General features: G+C 39.6%; 17 protein-coding genes and 4 tRNA genes. All 21 read right to left on the bottom strand.

Annotated features, from left to right (window positions below; genetic code table 11):
* Positions 1 to 144: 144 nt before the first annotated feature.
* A complete protein-coding gene (locus tag E6C50_RS06075) occupies positions 145 to 453 on the bottom strand; it encodes a DUF3467 domain-containing protein (RefSeq protein ID WP_136402316.1) in 309 nt (102 codons plus the stop codon).
* Positions 454 to 458: 5 nt separating this feature from the next.
* Positions 459 to 4,757 (bottom strand): DNA-directed RNA polymerase subunit beta', encoded by a 4,299-nt coding sequence (gene rpoC, locus E6C50_RS06070; RefSeq protein WP_136402315.1) that lies wholly within the window; start codon positions 4,755 to 4,757, stop codon positions 459 to 461.
* Positions 4,758 to 4,827: 70 nt separating this feature from the next.
* Positions 4,828 to 8,640, bottom strand: coding sequence for a DNA-directed RNA polymerase subunit beta (gene rpoB, locus E6C50_RS06065; RefSeq protein WP_136402314.1), 3,813 nt, complete (start codon positions 8,638 to 8,640; stop codon positions 4,828 to 4,830).
* Positions 8,641 to 8,899: 259 nt separating this feature from the next.
* Entirely contained in the window at positions 8,900 to 9,268 is a 369-nt protein-coding gene (rplL, locus tag E6C50_RS06060; RefSeq protein ID WP_136402313.1) for a 50S ribosomal protein L7/L12, read from the bottom strand.
* A 61-nt stretch (positions 9,269 to 9,329) separates the two neighbouring features.
* The gene (gene rplJ, locus E6C50_RS06055) at positions 9,330 to 9,830 is read right to left on the bottom strand and encodes a 50S ribosomal protein L10 (protein WP_136402312.1); all 501 of its coding nucleotides are present in this window, start codon (positions 9,828 to 9,830) and stop codon (positions 9,330 to 9,332) included.
* A gap of 22 nt (positions 9,831 to 9,852) precedes the next feature.
* Positions 9,853 to 10,542, bottom strand: a complete 690-nt coding sequence (gene rplA, locus E6C50_RS06050; RefSeq protein ID WP_136402311.1) for a 50S ribosomal protein L1 — start codon at positions 10,540 to 10,542, stop codon at positions 9,853 to 9,855.
* Between the two features lie 18 nt (positions 10,543 to 10,560).
* Positions 10,561 to 10,998, bottom strand: a complete 438-nt coding sequence (gene rplK / locus E6C50_RS06045; RefSeq protein WP_136402310.1) for a 50S ribosomal protein L11 — start codon at positions 10,996 to 10,998, stop codon at positions 10,561 to 10,563.
* Between the two features lie 65 nt (positions 10,999 to 11,063).
* Complete coding sequence (gene nusG / locus E6C50_RS06040; RefSeq protein WP_136402309.1) at positions 11,064 to 11,615, bottom strand: transcription termination/antitermination protein NusG; 552 nt, start codon at positions 11,613 to 11,615, stop codon at positions 11,064 to 11,066.
* A 10-nt stretch (positions 11,616 to 11,625) separates the two neighbouring features.
* Entirely contained in the window at positions 11,626 to 11,826 is a 201-nt protein-coding gene (gene secE, locus E6C50_RS06035) for a preprotein translocase subunit SecE (protein ID WP_136402308.1), read from the bottom strand.
* Positions 11,827 to 11,841: 15 nt separating this feature from the next.
* Positions 11,842 to 11,912 (bottom strand) — tRNA-Trp (locus tag E6C50_RS06030).
* 54 nt (positions 11,913 to 11,966) lie between these two features.
* Positions 11,967 to 13,154, bottom strand: coding sequence for an elongation factor Tu (tuf, locus tag E6C50_RS06025; protein WP_136402307.1), 1,188 nt, complete (start codon positions 13,152 to 13,154; stop codon positions 11,967 to 11,969).
* A 56-nt stretch (positions 13,155 to 13,210) separates the two neighbouring features.
* Positions 13,211 to 13,282 (bottom strand) — tRNA-Thr (locus tag E6C50_RS06020).
* Positions 13,283 to 13,306: 24 nt separating this feature from the next.
* Positions 13,307 to 13,391, bottom strand: a tRNA-Tyr gene (locus tag E6C50_RS06015).
* Between the two features lie 29 nt (positions 13,392 to 13,420).
* Positions 13,421 to 13,494, bottom strand: a tRNA-Thr gene (locus E6C50_RS06010).
* A 148-nt stretch (positions 13,495 to 13,642) separates the two neighbouring features.
* Positions 13,643 to 13,945 carry a ribosome hibernation-promoting factor, HPF/YfiA family gene (gene hpf / locus E6C50_RS06005; protein WP_136402306.1) on the bottom strand — a complete coding sequence of 101 codons (303 nt, stop codon included), beginning with the start codon at positions 13,943 to 13,945 and terminating at the stop codon, positions 13,643 to 13,645.
* 19 nt (positions 13,946 to 13,964) lie between these two features.
* Positions 13,965 to 14,873: a tyrosine-type recombinase/integrase gene (locus tag E6C50_RS06000; RefSeq protein WP_136402305.1), complete on the bottom strand. Its 909-nt coding sequence runs from the start codon at positions 14,871 to 14,873 to the stop codon at positions 13,965 to 13,967.
* Positions 14,874 to 14,946: 73 nt separating this feature from the next.
* A complete protein-coding gene (gene rpsU / locus E6C50_RS05995; protein WP_136402304.1) occupies positions 14,947 to 15,141 on the bottom strand; it encodes a 30S ribosomal protein S21 in 195 nt (64 codons plus the stop codon).
* 215 nt (positions 15,142 to 15,356) lie between these two features.
* Positions 15,357 to 16,499: an acyl-CoA dehydrogenase family protein gene (locus E6C50_RS05990; protein ID WP_136402303.1), complete on the bottom strand. Its 1,143-nt coding sequence runs from the start codon at positions 16,497 to 16,499 to the stop codon at positions 15,357 to 15,359.
* A gap of 16 nt (positions 16,500 to 16,515) precedes the next feature.
* Complete coding sequence (locus tag E6C50_RS05985; protein ID WP_136402302.1) at positions 16,516 to 17,397, bottom strand: ComEA family DNA-binding protein; 882 nt, start codon at positions 17,395 to 17,397, stop codon at positions 16,516 to 16,518.
* Positions 17,398 to 17,403: 6 nt separating this feature from the next.
* On the bottom strand, positions 17,404 to 17,631 hold the full coding sequence (locus E6C50_RS05980) for a PspC domain-containing protein (RefSeq protein ID WP_211089520.1): 228 nt from the start codon (positions 17,629 to 17,631) through the stop codon (positions 17,404 to 17,406).
* Positions 17,632 to 17,671: 40 nt separating this feature from the next.
* Positions 17,672 to 18,943, bottom strand: a complete 1,272-nt coding sequence (locus tag E6C50_RS05975) for a DUF2851 family protein (protein WP_136402301.1) — start codon at positions 18,941 to 18,943, stop codon at positions 17,672 to 17,674.
* Positions 18,944 to 18,957: the final 14 nt, after the last annotated feature.

Below are 18,957 nucleotides of genomic sequence, written 5' to 3'. Positions count from 1 at the left end.
TTCACAATTAGTTTAAAAAAAACATTCTTTTTGTGACTACATTCTGATAAAAAAAGGATAATACCTGATTTTTAAAAATAAAACCCTTAAAAAACAATGCATTTTGTAATAAAAAAAAGCCTCTCAAAACTGAGAGGCTTTCTATTATGCCTGACCTGTTGGTCCGAAATTTAATGGTATAGAAGGCATTTCTGCTTCTTTTATTTCACCGTGAGCGGCTTCAAACCGATTGATATTTTCGGCTAAAGCCCCCAATAAACGCTTGGCGTGTTGTGGCGTTAGTATAATTCTGGATTTTACTTTCGCTTTTGGCACACCCGGCATGATATTGATATAATCAATTACAAATTCGGTATTCGAGTGGTTGATGATCGCCAGGTTGGAATAAATCCCATCTGCCGTTTGTTCGTCCAACTCAATATTGATTTGACCTTGTTGCTTATTCTCACTCATGATGCTTAGTAATTAAATTCTTCTTTAGCAGCCATCAATTCGTTGAACTCTTCTTTAGAACCTACGATGATGTTATCGTAATCTCTCATACCGGTTCCGGCAGGGATTCTGTGTCCTACGATAACGTTTTCTTTTAGTCCTTCCAGTCCGTCTACTTTTCCTGCTACTGCAGCTTCGTTCAATACTTTTGTTGTTTCCTGGAACGACGCTGCCGAGATAAACGACTTGGTTTGTAACGATGCTCTTGTAATACCCTGAAGAATTGGAGTTGCCGTTGCCGGAACTACATCTCTTGCTACTACCAGGTTTTTGTCGCTACGCTTCAGGATTGAGTTTTCGTCTCTCAATTCTCTTGGCGATACGATTTGTCCTGCTTTCAGGTTTTCAGAATCTCCCGCATCTTCTACCACTTTCATTCCGTATAATTTGTCGTTTTCTACGATAAAGTCGCTGGTATGAGCCAACTGATCTTCTAAGAACAGGGTGTCTCCCGGATCCTGAATCTGTACTTTACGCATCATCTGACGAATTACAACCTCAAAGTGCTTGTCGTTGATTTTTACCCCTTGTAAACGGTATACTTCCTGGATCTCATTTACCAAGTACTGTTGTACAGCAGATGGTCCCTGGATTCTCAAGATATCATCCGGAGTAATCGCTCCGTCCGATAATGGCATACCCGCTCTTACGTAATCGTTCTCCTGAACCAGAATCTGGTTGGAAAGTTTTACCAGGTATTTTTTAATCTCACCAAACTTCGACTCCACCACGATCTCACGGTTACCTCTTTTGATTTTTCCAAAAGATACTACTCCGTCGATTTCAGAAACTACAGCCGGGTTCGATGGGTTACGTGCTTCTAATAACTCGGTAATTCTTGGTAGACCTCCCGTGATATCACCCGCTTTAGACGAACGACGTGGGATTTTTACTAAAATTTTACCGGCTTTAATTTTCTCTCCGTCATCAACCATAAGGTGGGCACCCACCGGTAAGTTGTACGAACGGATCAATTCACCATCTTTTCCGTAGATCAATAAAGTAGGGATTAATTTTTTATTTCTTCCCTCAGAGATTACTTTTTCCTGGAATCCGGTTTGCTCATCGATTTCAACCATGAACGTTTGTCCTTGCTCGATATCTTCATAAGCTACCTTACCGGTAAACTCGGAAATAATTACCCCGTTATATGGATCCCATTTACAGATGGTTGTTCCTTTTTCCACAATATCACCGTCTTTTACAAAGATGCTTGATCCATAAGGAATATTGTGTGTATTTAATACGATTCCGGTTGTTTCGTCGATCAATTTCAACTCGGTTGAACGTGAAATTACGATATCGGTAGTGTTACCTTCGTTGTCTTCACCTTTAACGGTTTTTAAATCTTCGATTTCTAATCTTCCGCGGAATTTCGTGATAATACTTGATTCTTCCGAGATATTACCTGCAGTACCTCCCACGTGGAATGTACGAAGTGTTAACTGTGTTCCCGGTTCCCCAATTGATTGTGCTGCGATTACTCCGACAGCTTCACCTTTTTGAGTCATTTTTCCGGTAGCCAGGTTACGTCCGTAACATTTCGCACAGATCCCTTTTCCGGCTTCACATGTTAACGGTGAACGAACATCTACTTTTTCAATCGGAGATGCATCGATCGCTTTTACAATAGCTTCGGTGATTTCTTCACCAGCAGCAACCAATACTTCGCTCGTTAGCGGGTTGATTACATCCTGTAACGCTACACGACCTAAGATTCTTTCTCCTAATGTTTCAACGATCTCTTCATTCTTTTTCAATGCCGATACTTCAACACCACGTAATGTACCACAATCCACTGAGTTCACGATTACATCCTGAGATACGTCGTGTAACCTTCTGGTTAAGTATCCGGCATCGGCCGTTTTAAGAGCCGTATCCGCAAGACCTTTACGGGCACCGTGCGTCGAGATAAAGTATTCTAAGATCGAAAGACCTTCTTTAAAGTTCGATAAGATCGGGTTTTCGATAATCTCACCACCACCGGCAGTCGATTTTTTAGGCTTTGCCATCAATCCACGCATACCGGTTAACTGACGGATCTGCTCTTTCGATCCCCTCGCCCCAGAGTCAAGCATCATATACACCGAGTTGAATCCTTGCTGGTCTTCTCTAATGTTTTTCATCGCTAACTCCGTTAATAATGCATTCGTTGAAGTCCACACGTCAATTACCTGGTTGTAACGTTCGTTGTTGGTGATGAGACCCATGTTATAGTTCATGGAAATTCCTTCAACCTGACTGTTTGCATCGGCGATCAAATCTTGTTTTTGATCCGGGATTTTGATATCTCCCAAAGAGAAGGACAATCCTCCTTTGAAAGCGAATCGGTATCCCATATCTTTCATATTATCCAAGAAGGCAGCCGTTGTTGGTACATCGGTAACACTTAAAATCTTACCGATAATATCACGTAAGCTTTTCTTAGTTAATACTTCGTTGATATATCCAGCTGCTTCCGGTACTACTTCGTTAAATAATACTCTTCCGGCAGTTGTCTGGATGATTTTGTATACTAATTCTCCGTTTTCGTTAAAATCTTTTGCACGGATTTTAACGCGGGCATTTAATTCCAGTTTTCCTTCGTTTAACGCGATGTTTACTTCTTCGGCAGAATAGAATGTTAATCCTTCTCCTAAGATTTTGTGCGTTTCCGTAGACAAACGTTCTTTGGTCATGTAGTACAGACCCAAAACCATGTCCTGAGAAGGTACCGTGATCGGAGCTCCATTCGCCGGGTTCAGGATATTGTGTGAAGCCAACATTAATAATTGTGCTTCCAAAATAGCCTCCGGTCCAAGCGGTAAGTGAACCGCCATCTGGTCACCATCGAAATCGGCATTAAACGCCGTACACACTAACGGGTGTAACTGGATCGCTTTACCTTCGATTAGTTTTGGCTGGAACGCCTGAATACCCAAACGGTGCAAGGTAGGAGCACGGTTTAGTAATACCGGGTGTCCTTTAATTACGTTTTCAAGGATGTCCCATACTACCGGCTCTTTTTTGTCGATAATTTTCTTCGCTGATTTTACCGTTTTAACGATTCCTCTTTCGATTAACTTACGAATAACGAATGGTTTGTACAGCTCGGCAGCCATATCTTTTGGAAGACCACATTCGAATAATTTCATTTCCGGTCCTACAACAATTACCGAACGCGCTGAATAATCCACACGTTTTCCTAATAAGTTCTGACGGAAACGCCCTTGTTTTCCTTTTAAGGAATCCGATAGGGATTTCAATGGTCGGTTTGATTCTGTTTTTACTGCAGAAGCTTTTCTGGTGTTATCGAATAACGAGTCTACCGATTCCTGTAGCATACGTTTTTCGTTTCTCAAGATCACTTCCGGAGCTTTGATTTCCATTAATCGTTTTAAACGGTTGTTACGGATGATTACACGTCTGTAAAGGTCGTTCAAATCGGATGTTGCAAAACGTCCTCCATCAAGCGGCACCAACGGACGTAATTCTGGCGGGATAACCGGGATTACTTTTAAAATCATCCATTCCGGACGGTTTTCGCGGTTGTTGTTCGCTTCACGGAACGATTCTACTACCTGTAGTCGTTTTAAGGCTTCCGTTTTACGTTGTTTAGACGTTTCGTTATTGGCCGCGTGACGTAGGTCGTAGGATAACGAATCCAGGTCAATACGTGCTAATAAGTCCATGATACACTCCGCACCCATTTTAGCAATGAATTTGTTCGGATCGGTATCGTCTAAATATTGGTTTTCCATTGGAAGGCTATCCTGAATGTTCAGGTATTCTTCTTCCGTTAAGAAATCCAGGGTCTTTAAGGTTTCTCCGTCTGGTCCTTTTGCAATACCCGGCTGAATTACTACGTATCTTTCGTAGTAAATAATCATATCCAGTTTTTTGGATGGTAATCCAAGGATATAACCGATTTTATTCGGAAGGGAACGGAAATACCAGATGTGTGCGATTGGCACTACCAGGTTAATGTGTCCTACTCGGTCTCTACGTACTTTTTTCTCAGTAACTTCAACTCCACAACGGTCACAAACGATTCCTTTATAACGGATTCTTTTGTATTTTCCGCAGGCACATTCGAAGTCTTTTACCGGACCGAAAATTCGCTCACAGAAAAGACCATCACGCTCTGGTTTATGGGTACGATAGTTGATGGTTTCCGGTTTTAAAACCTCACCTCTTGATTCTGCCAAAATAGATTCCGGAGAAGCAAGACCTATCGAAATTTTGTTAAATCTTTTAACGGTATTTTTATCTTTTAATCTCGTCATGATATGAATACTATCGATTTATTTAAAACGCTATAAAAGGGAGTAATCCGAAGACTACTCCCGTGTAAATTTATTCTTCTAATCTGATGTCTAATCCAAGACCTTTCAATTCATGCATTAATACATTGAATGATTCTGGCAATCCTGGTTCCGGCATAGTTTCTCCCTTAACGATAGCTTCGTAAGTTTTCGCTCTACCAATAACGTCATCCGATTTAACAGTCAATATTTCTCTCAATGTGCTGGAAGCACCATATGCTTCAAGTGCCCAAACCTCCATCTCTCCGAAACGCTGACCTCCGAATTGCGCTTTACCTCCAAGAGGCTGTTGCGTAATCAATGAGTACGGTCCGATAGAACGTGCGTGCATCTTATCATCAACCATGTGTCCTAATTTCAACATGTAGATAACCCCTACCGTTGCCGGCTGGTGGAAACGCTCTCCTGTTCCTCCGTCATACAGGTAGGTATGTCCGAATCTCGGGATTCCTGCTTCGTCTGTTAAGGCATTGATTTCTTCCAAAGAAGCTCCGTCGAAAATTGGCGTTGCAAATTTCTTACCTAGTTTCTGTCCTGCCCATCCTAATACGGTCTCATAAATCTGACCGATGTTCATACGGGAAGGTACCCCTAGCGGATTCAATACGATATCTACCGGTGTTCCGTCTTCAAGGAATGGCATATCCTCCTGACGAACGATTTTAGCAACAATACCTTTGTTACCGTGACGTCCTGCCATTTTATCTCCTACTTTCAGTTTACGTTTCTTAGCGATGTAAACTTTAGCCAGTTTTAAAATTCCGGATGGTAATTCATCTCCAACAGTGATGGTAAATTTCTCTCTTCTCAAAGCACCCTGAAGGTCGTTTAACTTAATTTTATAGTTGTGGATCAAGTCGTTCACCATCGCATTGGTTTCATCGTCTGTAGTCCACTGACCTTTTGTTAAGTGTGCGAAATCTTCAACTGCATACAACATTTTCTGTGAGAATTTCTTACCTTTTGGTAATACTTCTTCACCTAAATCGTTCATTACACCCTGAGATGTTTTTCCATTAACGATGTCGAACAATTTCTCTACCAATCTGTCTTTCAATTCATTGAATTTCACTTCAAATTGGGTTTCCAATAGTGCTAAATCGTCTTTATCTTTAGAACGTTTGCGTTTATCTTTTACCGCTCTTGCGAATAATTTTTTGTCTAATACCACACCGTGTAATGATGGAGACGCTTTTAATGAAGCATCTTTTACATCACCCGCTTTGTCTCCAAAGATCGCACGTAAAAGTTTTTCTTCCGGAGTTGGATCCGATTCTCCTTTTGGTGTGATTTTACCGATCAGGATGTCACCAGGTTTTACCTCGGCTCCGATTCTGATCATACCGTTTTCATCCAAATCTTTAGTCGCTTCCTCACTTACGTTCGGGATATCATTGGTTAACTCTTCGTTACCCAATTTTGTATCACGCACTTCCAATGAATAATCATCTACGTGGATTGACGTAAAGATATCGTCGCGAACTACTTTTTCGGAAATTACAATCGCATCCTCGAAGTTATACCCTTTCCAAGGCATAAACGCTACTTGTAGGTTACGTCCTAAAGCAAGCTCTCCGTTTTGCGTTGCATATCCTTCACAAAGTACTTGTCCTTTTGCCACTCTGTCTCCTTTTCTTACGATTGGTTTCAGGTTGATTGACGTACTCTGGTTGGTTTTTCTAAATTTAATTAACTGATACGTTTTCTCGTCCGGATCGAAGCTAACCGCTCTTTCCGCATCGGTTCTGTCGTATTTAATGGTAATCATGTTCGCATCAACATACTCAACAGTTCCACTTCCTTCCGCATTAATCAATACTCGGGAATCAGACGCCACCTGACGCTCTAATCCGGTACCAACAATTGGTGCTTCCGGTCGCAATAAAGGAACTGCCTGTCGCATCATGTTCGATCCCATCAACGCACGGTTCGCATCATCGTGCTCCAGGAATGGAATTAACGATGCTGAAATCGATGCAATCTGGTTCGGTGCTACGTCAGTATAGTGAACAACGTTTGGTTCCACAACCGGGAAATCACCTTCTTCACGGGCAATAACTCTGTCGGCAGTGATCGTTCCGTTCTCGTCCATTTCGATATTCGCCTGAGCGATCATCTTACCTTCTTCTTCTTCTGCGCTTAAATAGATTGGTGTTTCTTCCAGATTCACTTTACCGTTTTCTACTTTACGGTACGGTGTTTCGATGAATCCCATTCCATTTACTTTCGCATAAACTCCAAGAGATGAAATCAAACCAATGTTTGGTCCCTCCGGTGTTTCAATCGGACATAAACGTCCGTAGTGCGTATAGTGGACGTCACGTACCTCGAAACCGGCTCTCTCTCTCGAAAGACCTCCAGGTCCAAGTGCTGACAATCTTCTTTTGTGCGTAATCTCAGCCAATGGATTCGTTTGGTCCATAAACTGTGATAACTGGTTGGTTCCGAAGAAAGAGTTGATCACCGATGATAATGTTTTCGCATTAATCAAATCGATTGGTGTAAACACCTCGTTATCTCTAACGTTCATTCTCTCGCGGATGGTTCTGGCCATACGGGCTAAACCTACACCAAATTGTGCCGACAATTGTTCACCAACGGTACGTACACGACGGTTTGATAAGTGGTCGATATCATCAATCTCTGCTTTAGAGTTGATCAATTCGATCAGGTATTTTACGATTGTAATGATATCCTCTTTGGTCAACACTTGTTTTTCCATTGGGATATCCAAACCTAATTTTTTATTCATTCTGTAACGACCCACTTCACCTAAGTTATAACGTTGGTCGGAGAAGAATAATTTATCGATAATACCACGAGCCGTTTCCTCATCAGGTGGTTCTGCATTACGCAACTGACGGTAAATGTGCTCTACGGCTTCTTTTTCAGAGTTGGTAGGGTCTTTTTGTAACGTATTGTGGATAATCGCGTAATCGGCCTGGTTGTTATCTTCTTTGTGTAACAAGATGGCTTTTACGTTGGCATCGATAATTTCCTCTACATTGTCTTTATCCAAAATCGTATCACGATCCAGGATAATTTCGTTACGCTCAATCGATACTACTTCTCCCGTATCCTCATCTACGAAGTCTTCATGCCATGTATTCAATACACGTGCAGCCAAACGACGACCAATATATTTTTTAAGACCTGTTTTCGAAACTTTGATTTCCTCAGCAAGGTCAAAGATTTCCAGGATATCTTTATCTCTTTCAAATCCGATAGCACGGAAAAGAGTCGTTACTGGTAATTTTTTCTTTCTATCGATATAGGCGTACATAACGCTGTTGATATCGGTAGCGAATTCAATCCAAGATCCTTTAAAAGGAATTACTCTGGCAGAGTATAATTTTGTTCCATTCGCATGGAAAGATTGTCCGAAAAACACACCCGGTGAACGGTGTAACTGAGAAACAACAACACGCTCGGCTCCGTTGATTACGAATGTACCGCTTGGTGTCATATATGGAATGGTACCTAAATATACATCCTGAACAATCGTTTCGAAATCTTCGTGTTCCGGATCGGTACAATACAATTTTAAACGTGCTTTTAATGGCACACTGTAGGTTAATCCTCTGTCGATACACTCTTCAATGGTATAACGTGGCGGATCAACAAAGTAATCAAGGAATTCCAATACAAATTGATTTCTTGTATCTGTAATTGGGAAGTTTTCCATGAAGGTATTATATAGACCTTCGTTACCTCTTTCGTCAGATTTGGTTTCCAATTGGAAGAAATCTTTAAAAGATTTTACCTGAATATCAAGGAAATCCGGATAGTCAGGGATGTTTTTCGTCGAGGCGAAATTTAATCTTTCAGTCTGATTTGTTAACATCAATGGACAAAATTTTGATTAAAAAAAAGTAATTTTGTGTAAATACACAGTGTAATTGTACTTTCTTTTTTAAACCGATACATCTCTGAAAATGAACAGAAAGTTATATTTCATTTTCTTTCTTCGTACCGATTAAAAGGGGTTGCATTTCAAATTATGGTACACTGGAAGATACCATAATTTTATTATACGCAAAATGGTTTAGGCCTTTGAGATTTTTTCTCAAGGCCTAAACCTAGCTTTTTAGAGTAAGCTTAGCTTATTTTAGCTCAACTACTGCTCCAGCCTCTTCTAAAGATTTTTTAAGACCTTCAGCCTCGTCTTTAGAAACACCTTCTTTAACATTTGAAGGAGCACCGTCTACTAAATCTTTTGCTTCTTTAAGACCTAAACCTGTTAATTCTTTAACAGCTTTAACAACTGCTAATTTAGAAGCTCCAGCATCTTTCAATACTACAGTGAATTCTGTTTGCTCTTCAGCAGCAGCAACATCACCACCACCTGATACAACTACAGCAGCTGCAGCTGGCTCAATTCCATACTCGTCTTTTAATATCGTTGCTAATTCGTTAACTTCTTTAACTGTTAAGTTAACTAGTTGTTCTGCGAATTGTTTCAAATCTGCCATTTTTTCTATCTTTTAAAATGATTTGTAATTATATAATTTATTATGCGCGTTCGTTGGAATACTATTCCTCAGTTCCTTCTTCGTCCTTAAATTGATTTTTAAGAGCAGAGATAACTCTCTGTGCAGGAGACTGAAGTAATCCGATGATTTCTCCGATAACCTCTTCTTTCGATTTAAGAGAAGCTAATGAATCTAACAGGTTATCTCCAATGTAGATTTCCTCGTTGATATAAGCTCCTTTTAATAAAGGCTTATCTGATTTTTTACGGAATTCTTTGATAATTTTTGCAGGAGCATTTGCGATGTCTGCAATTAAAATAGAAGTGTTTCCTTTTAAAACTGTTGGTAATTCACCGTAGTTGTTATCCGAAGCTTCCATTGCTTTTTCCAACAATGTATTCTTAACAACTTCCAATTTAATACCTGCTTTAAAACAAGCTCTTCTTAAGTTTGAAGTAGTATCTGCGTTTAAACCAGAAATATCTGCTAAATAAACAATATTAGCACCAGCTAACTGTGCAGTTAAATCTTCAATCGCGATTGATTTTTCTTCTCTAGTCATACTAAAAATTTTTAACTACCAATTATACCGCTTTAGGATCTAAGGCGATAGCAGGGCTCATTGTTGATGAGATATGGATACTCTTAATATAAGTACCTTTTGCTGCAGTTGGTTTTAATTTGATTAACGTTTGAATAATTTCGTGAGCGTTCTCAGAAATTTTATCAGCCTCAAAAGAAACTTTTCCGATTCCAGCGTGAACGATACCGGTTTTGTCAACTTTAAAGTCAATTTTACCAGCTTTCACTTCTTGAACTGCTTTCGCTACGTCCATAGTAACCGTTCCGGTTTTAGGGTTTGGCATTAAACCTCTTGGACCTAAAATACGTCCTAATGGTCCTAATTTACCCATTACAGCCGGCATCGTGATGATTACATCAACATCTGTCCAACCGTCTTTAATTTTTTGCAAATAGTCGTCTAATCCTACGTGATCAGCACCAGCAGCTTTCGCTTCTGCTTCTTTATCCGGAGTAACTAATGCTAAAACGCGAACGTCTTTTCCTGTACCGTGTGGCAATGTAACCACACCTCTAACCATTTGATTCGCTTTTCTAGGATCTACTCCCAAACGAACTGCGATATCAACAGACTCATCAAATTTTGCAGAAGCAACAGTTTTGATCAATGCAGATGCATCTTTCAAACTGTATAGTTTGTTCTTCTCAATTTTTGAAGCAGCCTCTTTTTGCTTTTTTGTTAATTTTGCCATGTCTTTTTCTTTTTACGATTAAAAAGGAGCGTTTCCTGATACAGTTATCCCCATAGATCTAGCTGTTCCTGCTACCATACTCATTGCTTTCTCAATTTCGAAAGCATTAAGATCTTGCATTTTGTCTTCAGCAATAGCTCTAATTTGATCCCAAGTAACGCTAGCTACTTTCTTACGATTCGGTTCACCTGAACCAGACTTCAACTTTGCAGCATCCAATAACTGAATTGCAGCAGGTGGCGTTTTAACAACAAATTCAAAAGATTTGTCTTTATACACAGTAATTTGTACTGGTAATACTTTGCCAGGTTTATCTTGTGTTCTAGCATTAAATTGCTTACAGAACTCCATGATGTTAACCCCAGCAGCCCCCAAAGCAGGTCCAACCGGTGGCGACGGATTCGCAGCACCTCCCTTAACTTGTAGTTTAACTACTTTACTAATTTCTTTTGCCATTTTTTTAAAAAAATTTAGCACATCTTCATTGGAAGCGAATGATGTGGTTTGTATGTAACAAAAATTTATACTTTTTCTACTTGCATAAAGCTTAATTCCAATGGTGTTTTTCTTCCGAAAATCTTAACCATTACTTCAAGTTTACGCTTCTCTTCGTTCACTTTCTCTACCGTTCCATTGAAACCGTTGAAAGGTCCGTCGATTACTTTTACCGTTTCTCCTACGGAGTACGGAATTGCAGCGGTATCGGTTTTCACAGAAAGCTCATCTACTTTACCTAACATACGGTTTACTTCCGACTGTCGTAACGGTACTGCATCACCACCTTTTGTCTCCCCTAAAAATCCAATAACTCCTGTTATTGATTTTATTATATGCGGAATTTCTCCCGTAAGATTTGCTTCTATCATCACATATCCCGGGAAATAAACACGATCTTTGCTTATTTTCTTACCATCACGTACCTGTACTACTTTTTCTGTAGGAACAAGCACCTGAGAAATATAATCACTCATACCAAGACGGTTAATTTCCGTCTCGATATAGTTTTTAACTTTATTCTCCTGACCGCTAACCGCTCTAACTACATACCACTTTTTGACATTATTATCAGTCATATCAAAAAAATTAAGCCTTTTTTAATAAATTAAAGAATCCTCCCAGCACTTTGGCGAAAACAACATCTACACCCCATGTTGCCAACGCGAATAAAATCGAGAAAATCGCAACAATGATGGTTAAACGTTGTACTTCAGACCACTCTGGCCAGGTCACATTTGATTTTAATTCCACAAATGCTTCCGATATGTAATTAACAACTTTTGTCATCATATTCTGTTTTTGCACGGGTGGAGGGATTCGAACCCCCATCAACGGTTTTGGAGACCGCTATTCTACCCTTGAACTACACCCGTTTGTTAAAACCAGTGTCGTCGTGTAACGACACTGGTTTTTATTTCAAAATGAAATTAGTCTAAGATTTCAGTTACCTGACCAGCACCTACTGTTCTACCACCTTCACGGATAGCGAAACGTAAACCTACGCTTAATGCGATTGGACTTAATAATTGTACTTCGATAGTCAAGTTATCCCCAGGCATAACCATTTCTACACCAGCTGGTAAAGAGATAGTACCTGTTACGTCAGTTGTACGTACGTAGAACTGTGGACGGTAGTTATTGTGGAATGGAGTGTGACGTCCACCTTCTTCTTTTTTCAAGATATAAACCTCTGCTTTGAATTTAGCGTGTGGTTTAACAGATCCTGGCTTAACGATAACCATACCACGACGGATATCAGCTTTGTCAATACCTCTTAATAATAAACCTACGTTATCTCCAGCTTCACCTCTATCAAGGATTTTACGGAACATCTCAACTCCTGTAATTGTAGAAGTCAATTTGTCAGCTCCCATACCGATGATTTCAACAGCATCTCCAGTATTAGCAACTCCAGTTTCGATACGACCTGTAGCAACAGTTCCACGACCTGTAATTGTAAATACGTCCTCTACCGGCATCAAGAATGGTTTATCAACATCACGCTGTGGTAATTCGATCCAGTTATCAACAGCTTCCATCAATTCCATTACAGTAGCAACCCATTTAGGCTCTCCATTCAAAGCTCCTAAAGCAGATCCTTTAACTACTGGCCCGTTATCTCCATCATACTGATAGAAAGATAATAGATCTCTGATTTCCATTTCAACAAGCTCTAACAACTCAGCATCATCAACCATATCTACTTTGTTCATGAAAACAACCATTCTTGGAACACCTACCTGGCGACCTAAAAGGATGTGCTCACGAGTTTGTGGCATTGGACCATCTGTAGCAGCAACTACCAAGATAGCACCATCCATCTGAGCAGCACCTGTAACCATGTTCTTAACGTAATCCGCGTGACCCGGACAGTCAACGTGCGCATAGTGACGGTTAGCAGTAGCATATTCTACGTGAGATGTATTAATAGTAATACCTCTTTCTTTCTCTTCAGGAGCGTTGTCAATCTGATCGAAGCTTCTTGCCTCAGATAAACCTGCATCAGCCAATACTTTAGTAATAGCAGCAGTCAAAGTTGTTTTTCCGTGATCTACGTGTCCAATAGTACCAATATTCAAGTGGGGTTTGGAACGATCAAAAGTTTCCTTTGCCATGATTTAATAATTTAATCTTAGTTATATAATTAGTGTTCAAATTCTTCTAAACCTTGAGCCAATGACGGGATTTGAACCCGTGACCTCTTCCTTACCAAGGAAGCACTCTACCCCTGAGCTACACCGGCTGGTGTTTTTCCGTTTCCGGAACCTGGTGGGGAGAGCAGGATTCGAACCTGCGAAGACTTAGTCAGCAGATTTACAGTCTGCCCTCGTTGGCCGCTTGAGTATCTCCCCTACAATTTTATTACAGTTACCAAACTTTGAGCCGATGGAGGGACTCGAACCCACGACCTGCTGATTACAAATCAGCTGCTCTAGCCAGCTGAGCTACACCGGCATCAGTAATAAAAAAGTCCGCTATTTCTAACGGACTGCAAATGTATAGAATTTATTTTTTAATCAAAACATTTTTCATCTTTTTTTTATTTCTTCTTAAATTTATTTTAGAAACAAATTTGTAAAGCCCTCAAAAAGAATCCCATCGCTTAAATATGTGTTCTTATCCTACCTTTTCTTTTTAATAATAAACGTTCTAAAGAATCCGCAGACAGGTCGACTGCCTCTTCAAAACTTTTGCTTTGTTTTTTCACTACAAATTCATCTCCAGGAACACTGATTTTTACCTCCACTATTTTATTCTCTTTATCGCTGGTATTTTCAACTTTCAAAAACACGTCGGAAGAAACAACTTTGTCGTAGTACTTTTCTAATTTCCCTAATCTGTCATGAACAAAACCAATTAGCTTTTTGTCAACATTAAAATTGACAGCCTGAACATTTACTTTCATAATAAAAACTTTTAATGGGTTAATTTTCGGAATTATCACGACTTCTGGGATGCGCGTCCCGGTATACTTTTTTTAACTCAGCCAGACTGCTGTGTGTGTAAATTTGGGTCGACGACAAACTAGCATGCCCTAACAATTCCTTAACTGAATTTATATCGGCACCATTGTTCAGCAAATGCGTCGCAAAGGTATGCCTAAGAACGTGGGGACTCTTTTTTACCTTTTCAGAGACAGTACTAAAGTAATCATTTATTAATCGATAAACAAACGATTCACTGACTTTGTTCCCTTTTTGGCTCAATATTAACAAATCATTATCCGCTATCGAAATTAACTTTTTTCTTTCTGCAAGATAACGATTAATTAACCTGTCTGTACAATCCAAAACGGGCAACAAACGCTCTTTATTGCGCTTCCCTAAAACCTTTAACGTTTTCGAATGCACATTATAATCCACCCATTTTAACCCTATTAATTCCGAACGTCTTAACCCCAACGTATAAAAAAGCTCTACTATCAGACGGTTGCGGATTTCCTCAAACCCATCCTCTTCTCCCAACACCTCAAAAACCCGATCCAATTCTTTTTCCGAAAACGGAATCTGAACCTTTCGCGCCACTTTTAACGCCTTATGTTTTTGAAGCGGATTAACTTCTATTTGTTTTGTTTTTAACAAAAATCGATAAAACGATTTTAAAGAAGACACTTTGCGGTTTACCGAGAGTGTCGCCATTCCCGATTCGACCAACATTACAATCCAGGATCGAACATGACTGTAGTTTACTTTTTCCAGCACTACTTCAAAACCCTGCTCTTCCAGAAAGACTGCAAAAAACTGCACATCATTCACATAAGCCGTCAATGTGTGTCGCGAGTAGTTTTTCTCTTTCTGAAGGTAGTCCTGATAGGCCTGTAAAATTGTTCGCATAAAAATAAAAAAACCGTTAGTAGCAAAGTTAAAAAACTTTGCTACTAACGGCTATAGTAAAATTCAAAAACTACTAATTCTCTAAAGAATCTCTTAGTGTCTGAATATAAGCTGCTTTTTGAATCTGAGCTCTTCTTGTTACTGACGGTTTCGTGAATGCCTGACGACTTCTTAATTGTCTAACAACTCCCGTTTTGTCGAATTTTCTTTTGTAACGTTTTAACGCTCTATCAATATTTTCTCCGTCCTTAATTGGTATAATCAACATAATATAACACCTCCTCTCGTTAATGGGTGCAAAAGTATAACTTTATTTTTGATTACAAAACAGAAAACAACATTTATTAAACTTCCCTAGTTAAAAATGATCCTACAAACCTTGTTAAACACACCTGACAGGTTTTAAAAACCTGTCAGGTGAAAATCAGGTGTAATAAAAAACCCAGTCAACAGACCGGGTTTTTATGCAATATGATCAATTCATTATCCTTTTAGAATATTTCTGGAGATAACCAGTTTCTGAATTTCAGTGGTTCCTTCTCCGATCGTACATAATTTGGAATCTCTATAGAATTTCTCAACCGGAAAGTCTTTAGTATACCCATAACCGCCGTGAATCTGAACGGCTTCGTTAGCTACTTTAACACAAACTTCTGATGCATACATTTTAGCCATAGCTCCTAATGTTGTTACCGGTTTGTGGTTGTTTTTAAGGAACGCCGCTTTGTGTAATAATAATTCCGATGCTTCAATTTCGGTCGCCATATCCGCCAGCTTAAAGGAAATCCCCTGGAATTCGCTGATCGCTTTTCCAAACTGGTGACGCTCTTTTGAATATTTTAAAGCCGCTTCATAAGCTCCTTTTGCAATTCCTAACGATAAAGCTCCAATTGAAATACGTCCGCCATCCAAAATTTTCATAGCCTGGATAAATCCTTCGCCTACTTCTCCCAAACGGTTTGCATCCGGGATACGACAATTGTCAAAAATCAACTCTGCCGTTTCGCTGGCACGCATTCCCAGTTTGTTTTCTTTTCTTCCACTTGAGAATCCCGGTGTTCCGTGTTCGATTACAAAAGCTGTCATTCCCCTGGAATCCCCTTTTTCACCCGTACGAACGATTACTACCGCAACGTTACCCGATTTCGCATGTGTGATAAAGTTTTTTGCTCCGTTGATCACCCACTCATCACCATCTTTAACCGCAGTGGTATTCATTCCTCCTGCATCCGAACCCGTATTGTGCTCGGTTAATCCCCAGGCTCCAATCCACTCGGCTGTTGCTAATTTTGGAATCCATCTTTTTTTCTGCTCTTCATTTCCGAATGTCAGGATATGGTTTGTACAAAGCGAGTTGTGTGCCGCTACCGATAAACCAATTGAAGGATCTACTTTTGATATTTCTTCTACAATAGTAATGTATTCATGGTAACCCAAACCGGATCCGCCCAGTTCTTCCGGTACTAAAACCCCCATGAATCCCATTTCTCCTAATTTTTTGAATAAATCGACAGGAAAAGTCTGCGCTTCGTCCCATTCCATAATATTAGGACGAATGTTTTGTTCGGCAAAGTCTCTGATCGACTGAGCGATCATAGCTTGCGTTTCATTGTATTCAAAATTCATTTTGCTGTTTGTTTGTTTAAAAATCCAAATATAAGGCAATTATATCAACTTTTTCAACTGGGAATTCTTTAATTTTTGTTAAGTCTTCTTTGGATTTTATCAGGCCAATCATACTACGATAGGTAATAATCTGCTTTGCAATCCCGTATCGGAAATACGGAAACTGTGCCAATTCTTTCAGTGAGGCGTTATTAATATCAATCTTTTTTATTTCCGGTGGATTGATCACCGGGAAGTGATGTATCAGTTGTTCGATCACTTCATCCGACAATCCCCAAATATAACGGAATTGCTCTGTGCTGACAAAGGCGCCGAATTTTTCTTTTTCTTTTAGAATCCGTTCGGATAAAGCTTCCCCTATTCCGAATATTTTTCGTAGTTCTTCACGGGTGGCTTTGTTGATATCGATTTGGAAGTCTTTTTTTTCCTGTCGCTTTGCTATCGGATATGAAACGGATTGTGTTTTGTGTATTTTTTGATTAACCCATTCCGGGAATTTAAAGTAGGGCGCTATTTCGGCAAGTCGTTTTTCGTCCATTTGGGTAACCTGACGAAATTCCGCTACTGAGTTGACATATTTATTTTGGGCCCGAAAAGCCTGTAACCGATCGATTTCGGCTACCGTCATTCCTACAATATATCCTTTATAATCGGAAATAAAATTCGGATTAAACGGTTGTAGTTGAATTTTGGATGTTTGATTTTGCCGTTTGAGACTGTCGATTGTTATTTGTTGCGACAACCATTTTTCGGATTCCGGATTCACCTCTGAAGTATGTGGCAATTGTCCGGTAAAGTAAATCAGAAGTTGTATTCCCAGTAGTAGTAACAACAATACAAAAACACCACTTCGCTGCGCCCGCGTAAATTTTAGTCCGTATTTGTTGTTGCTGTCCATTTTTTATCAGAGGTCAAAAACGGAACTCCGTTTGGTATAAACCATGTCTTTTAAGCGTAACCAGAATGCCAGCGTCAGATAGACGCCAAACCACAAGCCGACCGTAAAAAACGACAGGTAAATAAAAAACAGCCGAACACTGGTTGCCCGCATCCCTAACCGGTCGGCTAATCGTGACGACACTTCGAATCCGTGCTTTTCAAAAAAATGACGTATGTTGGTGATCAGGTTCATCTGTTTTTAATTTGATTCAAAAATACGGTTTTCCGTTCGATTATCCCAATAGCTTTTTTCCGATATCACAATGCAGGCATCTTTTATAATTACAATATTCTTTTTTTAATTGCAACATCGCCTGACTATCGAAAGCGCTTTCGATCGTTATTCCCAATTGTTTAAACCGGTCGGTGATACTATTCCGTTCCGGTGCTATTTCCCGTGCCATGTCCAGTAATTCTTCGGAAAAATCATTCCCGAAATAACGGGCATATAAAAATCGTAGCGGCAAAATAGCGTTTATAAAAAGTAATTGCCGGAAACTTATGCTTATCTTTTTGACTTTCTCTTTTCCGGAACTTACCGTATCAAACCGATAATGGGTATTCCAATATTCCGGGATTTCAATAGTAAAGATCTTGTAAAATGCATCAAGCGTATTACAATGAATAAGGACATCAAATAAATTCGGATATCGTTGGTACAATCCGGCCAATTGTACCAGTCGGATCGTTGGAAAATTATCGGGTCGTACTTTATAAAATTGCAACGGGATACTACCTCTCCAATGAAACTGATACTTTTTCTTTAGCTCCTTCCATTTTCGTTTAAGATCACAAAAATACCGATCCTCCTTATCTTCATCTAATAACGCTGTCATCCCAAAAAACAGTGCTTCGAGATTGCCTGCCACATATCGTTCTTTTCGGATGATGGTAAACGGGATAGCTCTCGCAATCTGATAAAACGCTTCACTATTACTGTTTAATCCGAAGCTTTTAGCCAGACAACAAAACAAGGTTGCTTCCCAGTCGTTTTTATTTTCTTTTAACAGTATCTGAATTGGTTTTACTTTTCGTTCCAAACGTTCTAAAAAAAGGCGTTCTTTCCATTTTAGCCAGAAAATCGGTTCGACTGTGAGCAGGTCTTTTTCACAGAAAATCCAATTTTTCGCTTTTATCAATCGATAATAATCTGCTAAGAATTGATCCGGAACATAGGCTTTTAGTACCAATACCGGAATTTCGGAACCATCAGGACGAAAAACAGCAATATCATGTTCCCAGACCACATGCAGAATTACATTGTCGTATTTTTTATTAATCTCGTGTCGGTGATAGTACCAATCGGACGATTTTAAATGGATTTCCACGTTACCTGCCCATCGCTGGCCTCCGATAATTAAACAGGCATTGAAAAAATCCGGTCCGTCTTCTTGGTGGTATTCTCCGGGTTTAAGGACTTGTAGTGCTTCTCCCTGAATTGTTTTTAGCGGCAATGCGGTAATCTTCTGGTATTGCCAGATATAATGTAAAAAAATCTCCTGCATGGCATATAAAGTAA

The sequence above is a fragment of the Flavobacterium supellecticarium genome, from assembly GCF_004801375.1.
Taxonomy (GTDB): Bacteria; Bacteroidota; Bacteroidia; order Flavobacteriales; family Flavobacteriaceae; genus Flavobacterium; species Flavobacterium supellecticarium.
Note: the sequence above shows the minus strand (reverse complement) of the source record. Positions and strands in the feature narration are given on the sequence as shown.

Coding starts and splice junctions, on each gene's coding strand:
- E6C50_RS06075 (WP_136402316.1), bottom strand. CDS start 453: ATGAGTGAGAATAAGCAACAAGGTCAAATCAATATTGAGTTGGACGAA.
- rpoC (WP_136402315.1), bottom strand. CDS start 4,757: ATGACGAGATTAAAAGATAAAAATACCGTTAAAAGATTTAACAAAATT.
- rpoB (WP_136402314.1), bottom strand. CDS start 8,640: ATGTTAACAAATCAGACTGAAAGATTAAATTTCGCCTCGACGAAAAAC.
- rplL (WP_136402313.1), bottom strand. CDS start 9,268: ATGGCAGATTTGAAACAATTCGCAGAACAACTAGTTAACTTAACAGTT.
- rplJ (WP_136402312.1), bottom strand. CDS start 9,830: ATGACTAGAGAAGAAAAATCAATCGCGATTGAAGATTTAACTGCACAG.
- rplA (WP_136402311.1), bottom strand. CDS start 10,542: ATGGCAAAATTAACAAAAAAGCAAAAAGAGGCTGCTTCAAAAATTGAG.
- rplK (WP_136402310.1), bottom strand. CDS start 10,998: ATGGCAAAAGAAATTAGTAAAGTAGTTAAACTACAAGTTAAGGGAGGT.
- nusG (WP_136402309.1), bottom strand. CDS start 11,615: ATGACTGATAATAATGTCAAAAAGTGGTATGTAGTTAGAGCGGTTAGC.
- secE (WP_136402308.1), bottom strand. CDS start 11,826: ATGACAAAAGTTGTTAATTACATATCGGAAGCATTTGTGGAATTAAAA.
- tuf (WP_136402307.1), bottom strand. CDS start 13,154: ATGGCAAAGGAAACTTTTGATCGTTCCAAACCCCACTTGAATATTGGT.
- hpf (WP_136402306.1), bottom strand. CDS start 13,945: ATGAAAGTAAATGTTCAGGCTGTCAATTTTAATGTTGACAAAAAGCTA.
- E6C50_RS06000 (WP_136402305.1), bottom strand. CDS start 14,873: ATGCGAACAATTTTACAGGCCTATCAGGACTACCTTCAGAAAGAGAAA.
- rpsU (WP_136402304.1), bottom strand. CDS start 15,141: ATGTTGATTATACCAATTAAGGACGGAGAAAATATTGATAGAGCGTTA.
- E6C50_RS05990 (WP_136402303.1), bottom strand. CDS start 16,499: ATGAATTTTGAATACAATGAAACGCAAGCTATGATCGCTCAGTCGATC.
- E6C50_RS05985 (WP_136402302.1), bottom strand. CDS start 17,397: ATGGACAGCAACAACAAATACGGACTAAAATTTACGCGGGCGCAGCGA.
- E6C50_RS05980 (WP_211089520.1), bottom strand. CDS start 17,631: ATGAACCTGATCACCAACATACGTCATTTTTTTGAAAAGCACGGATTC.
- E6C50_RS05975 (WP_136402301.1), bottom strand. CDS start 18,943: ATGCAGGAGATTTTTTTACATTATATCTGGCAATACCAGAAGATTACC.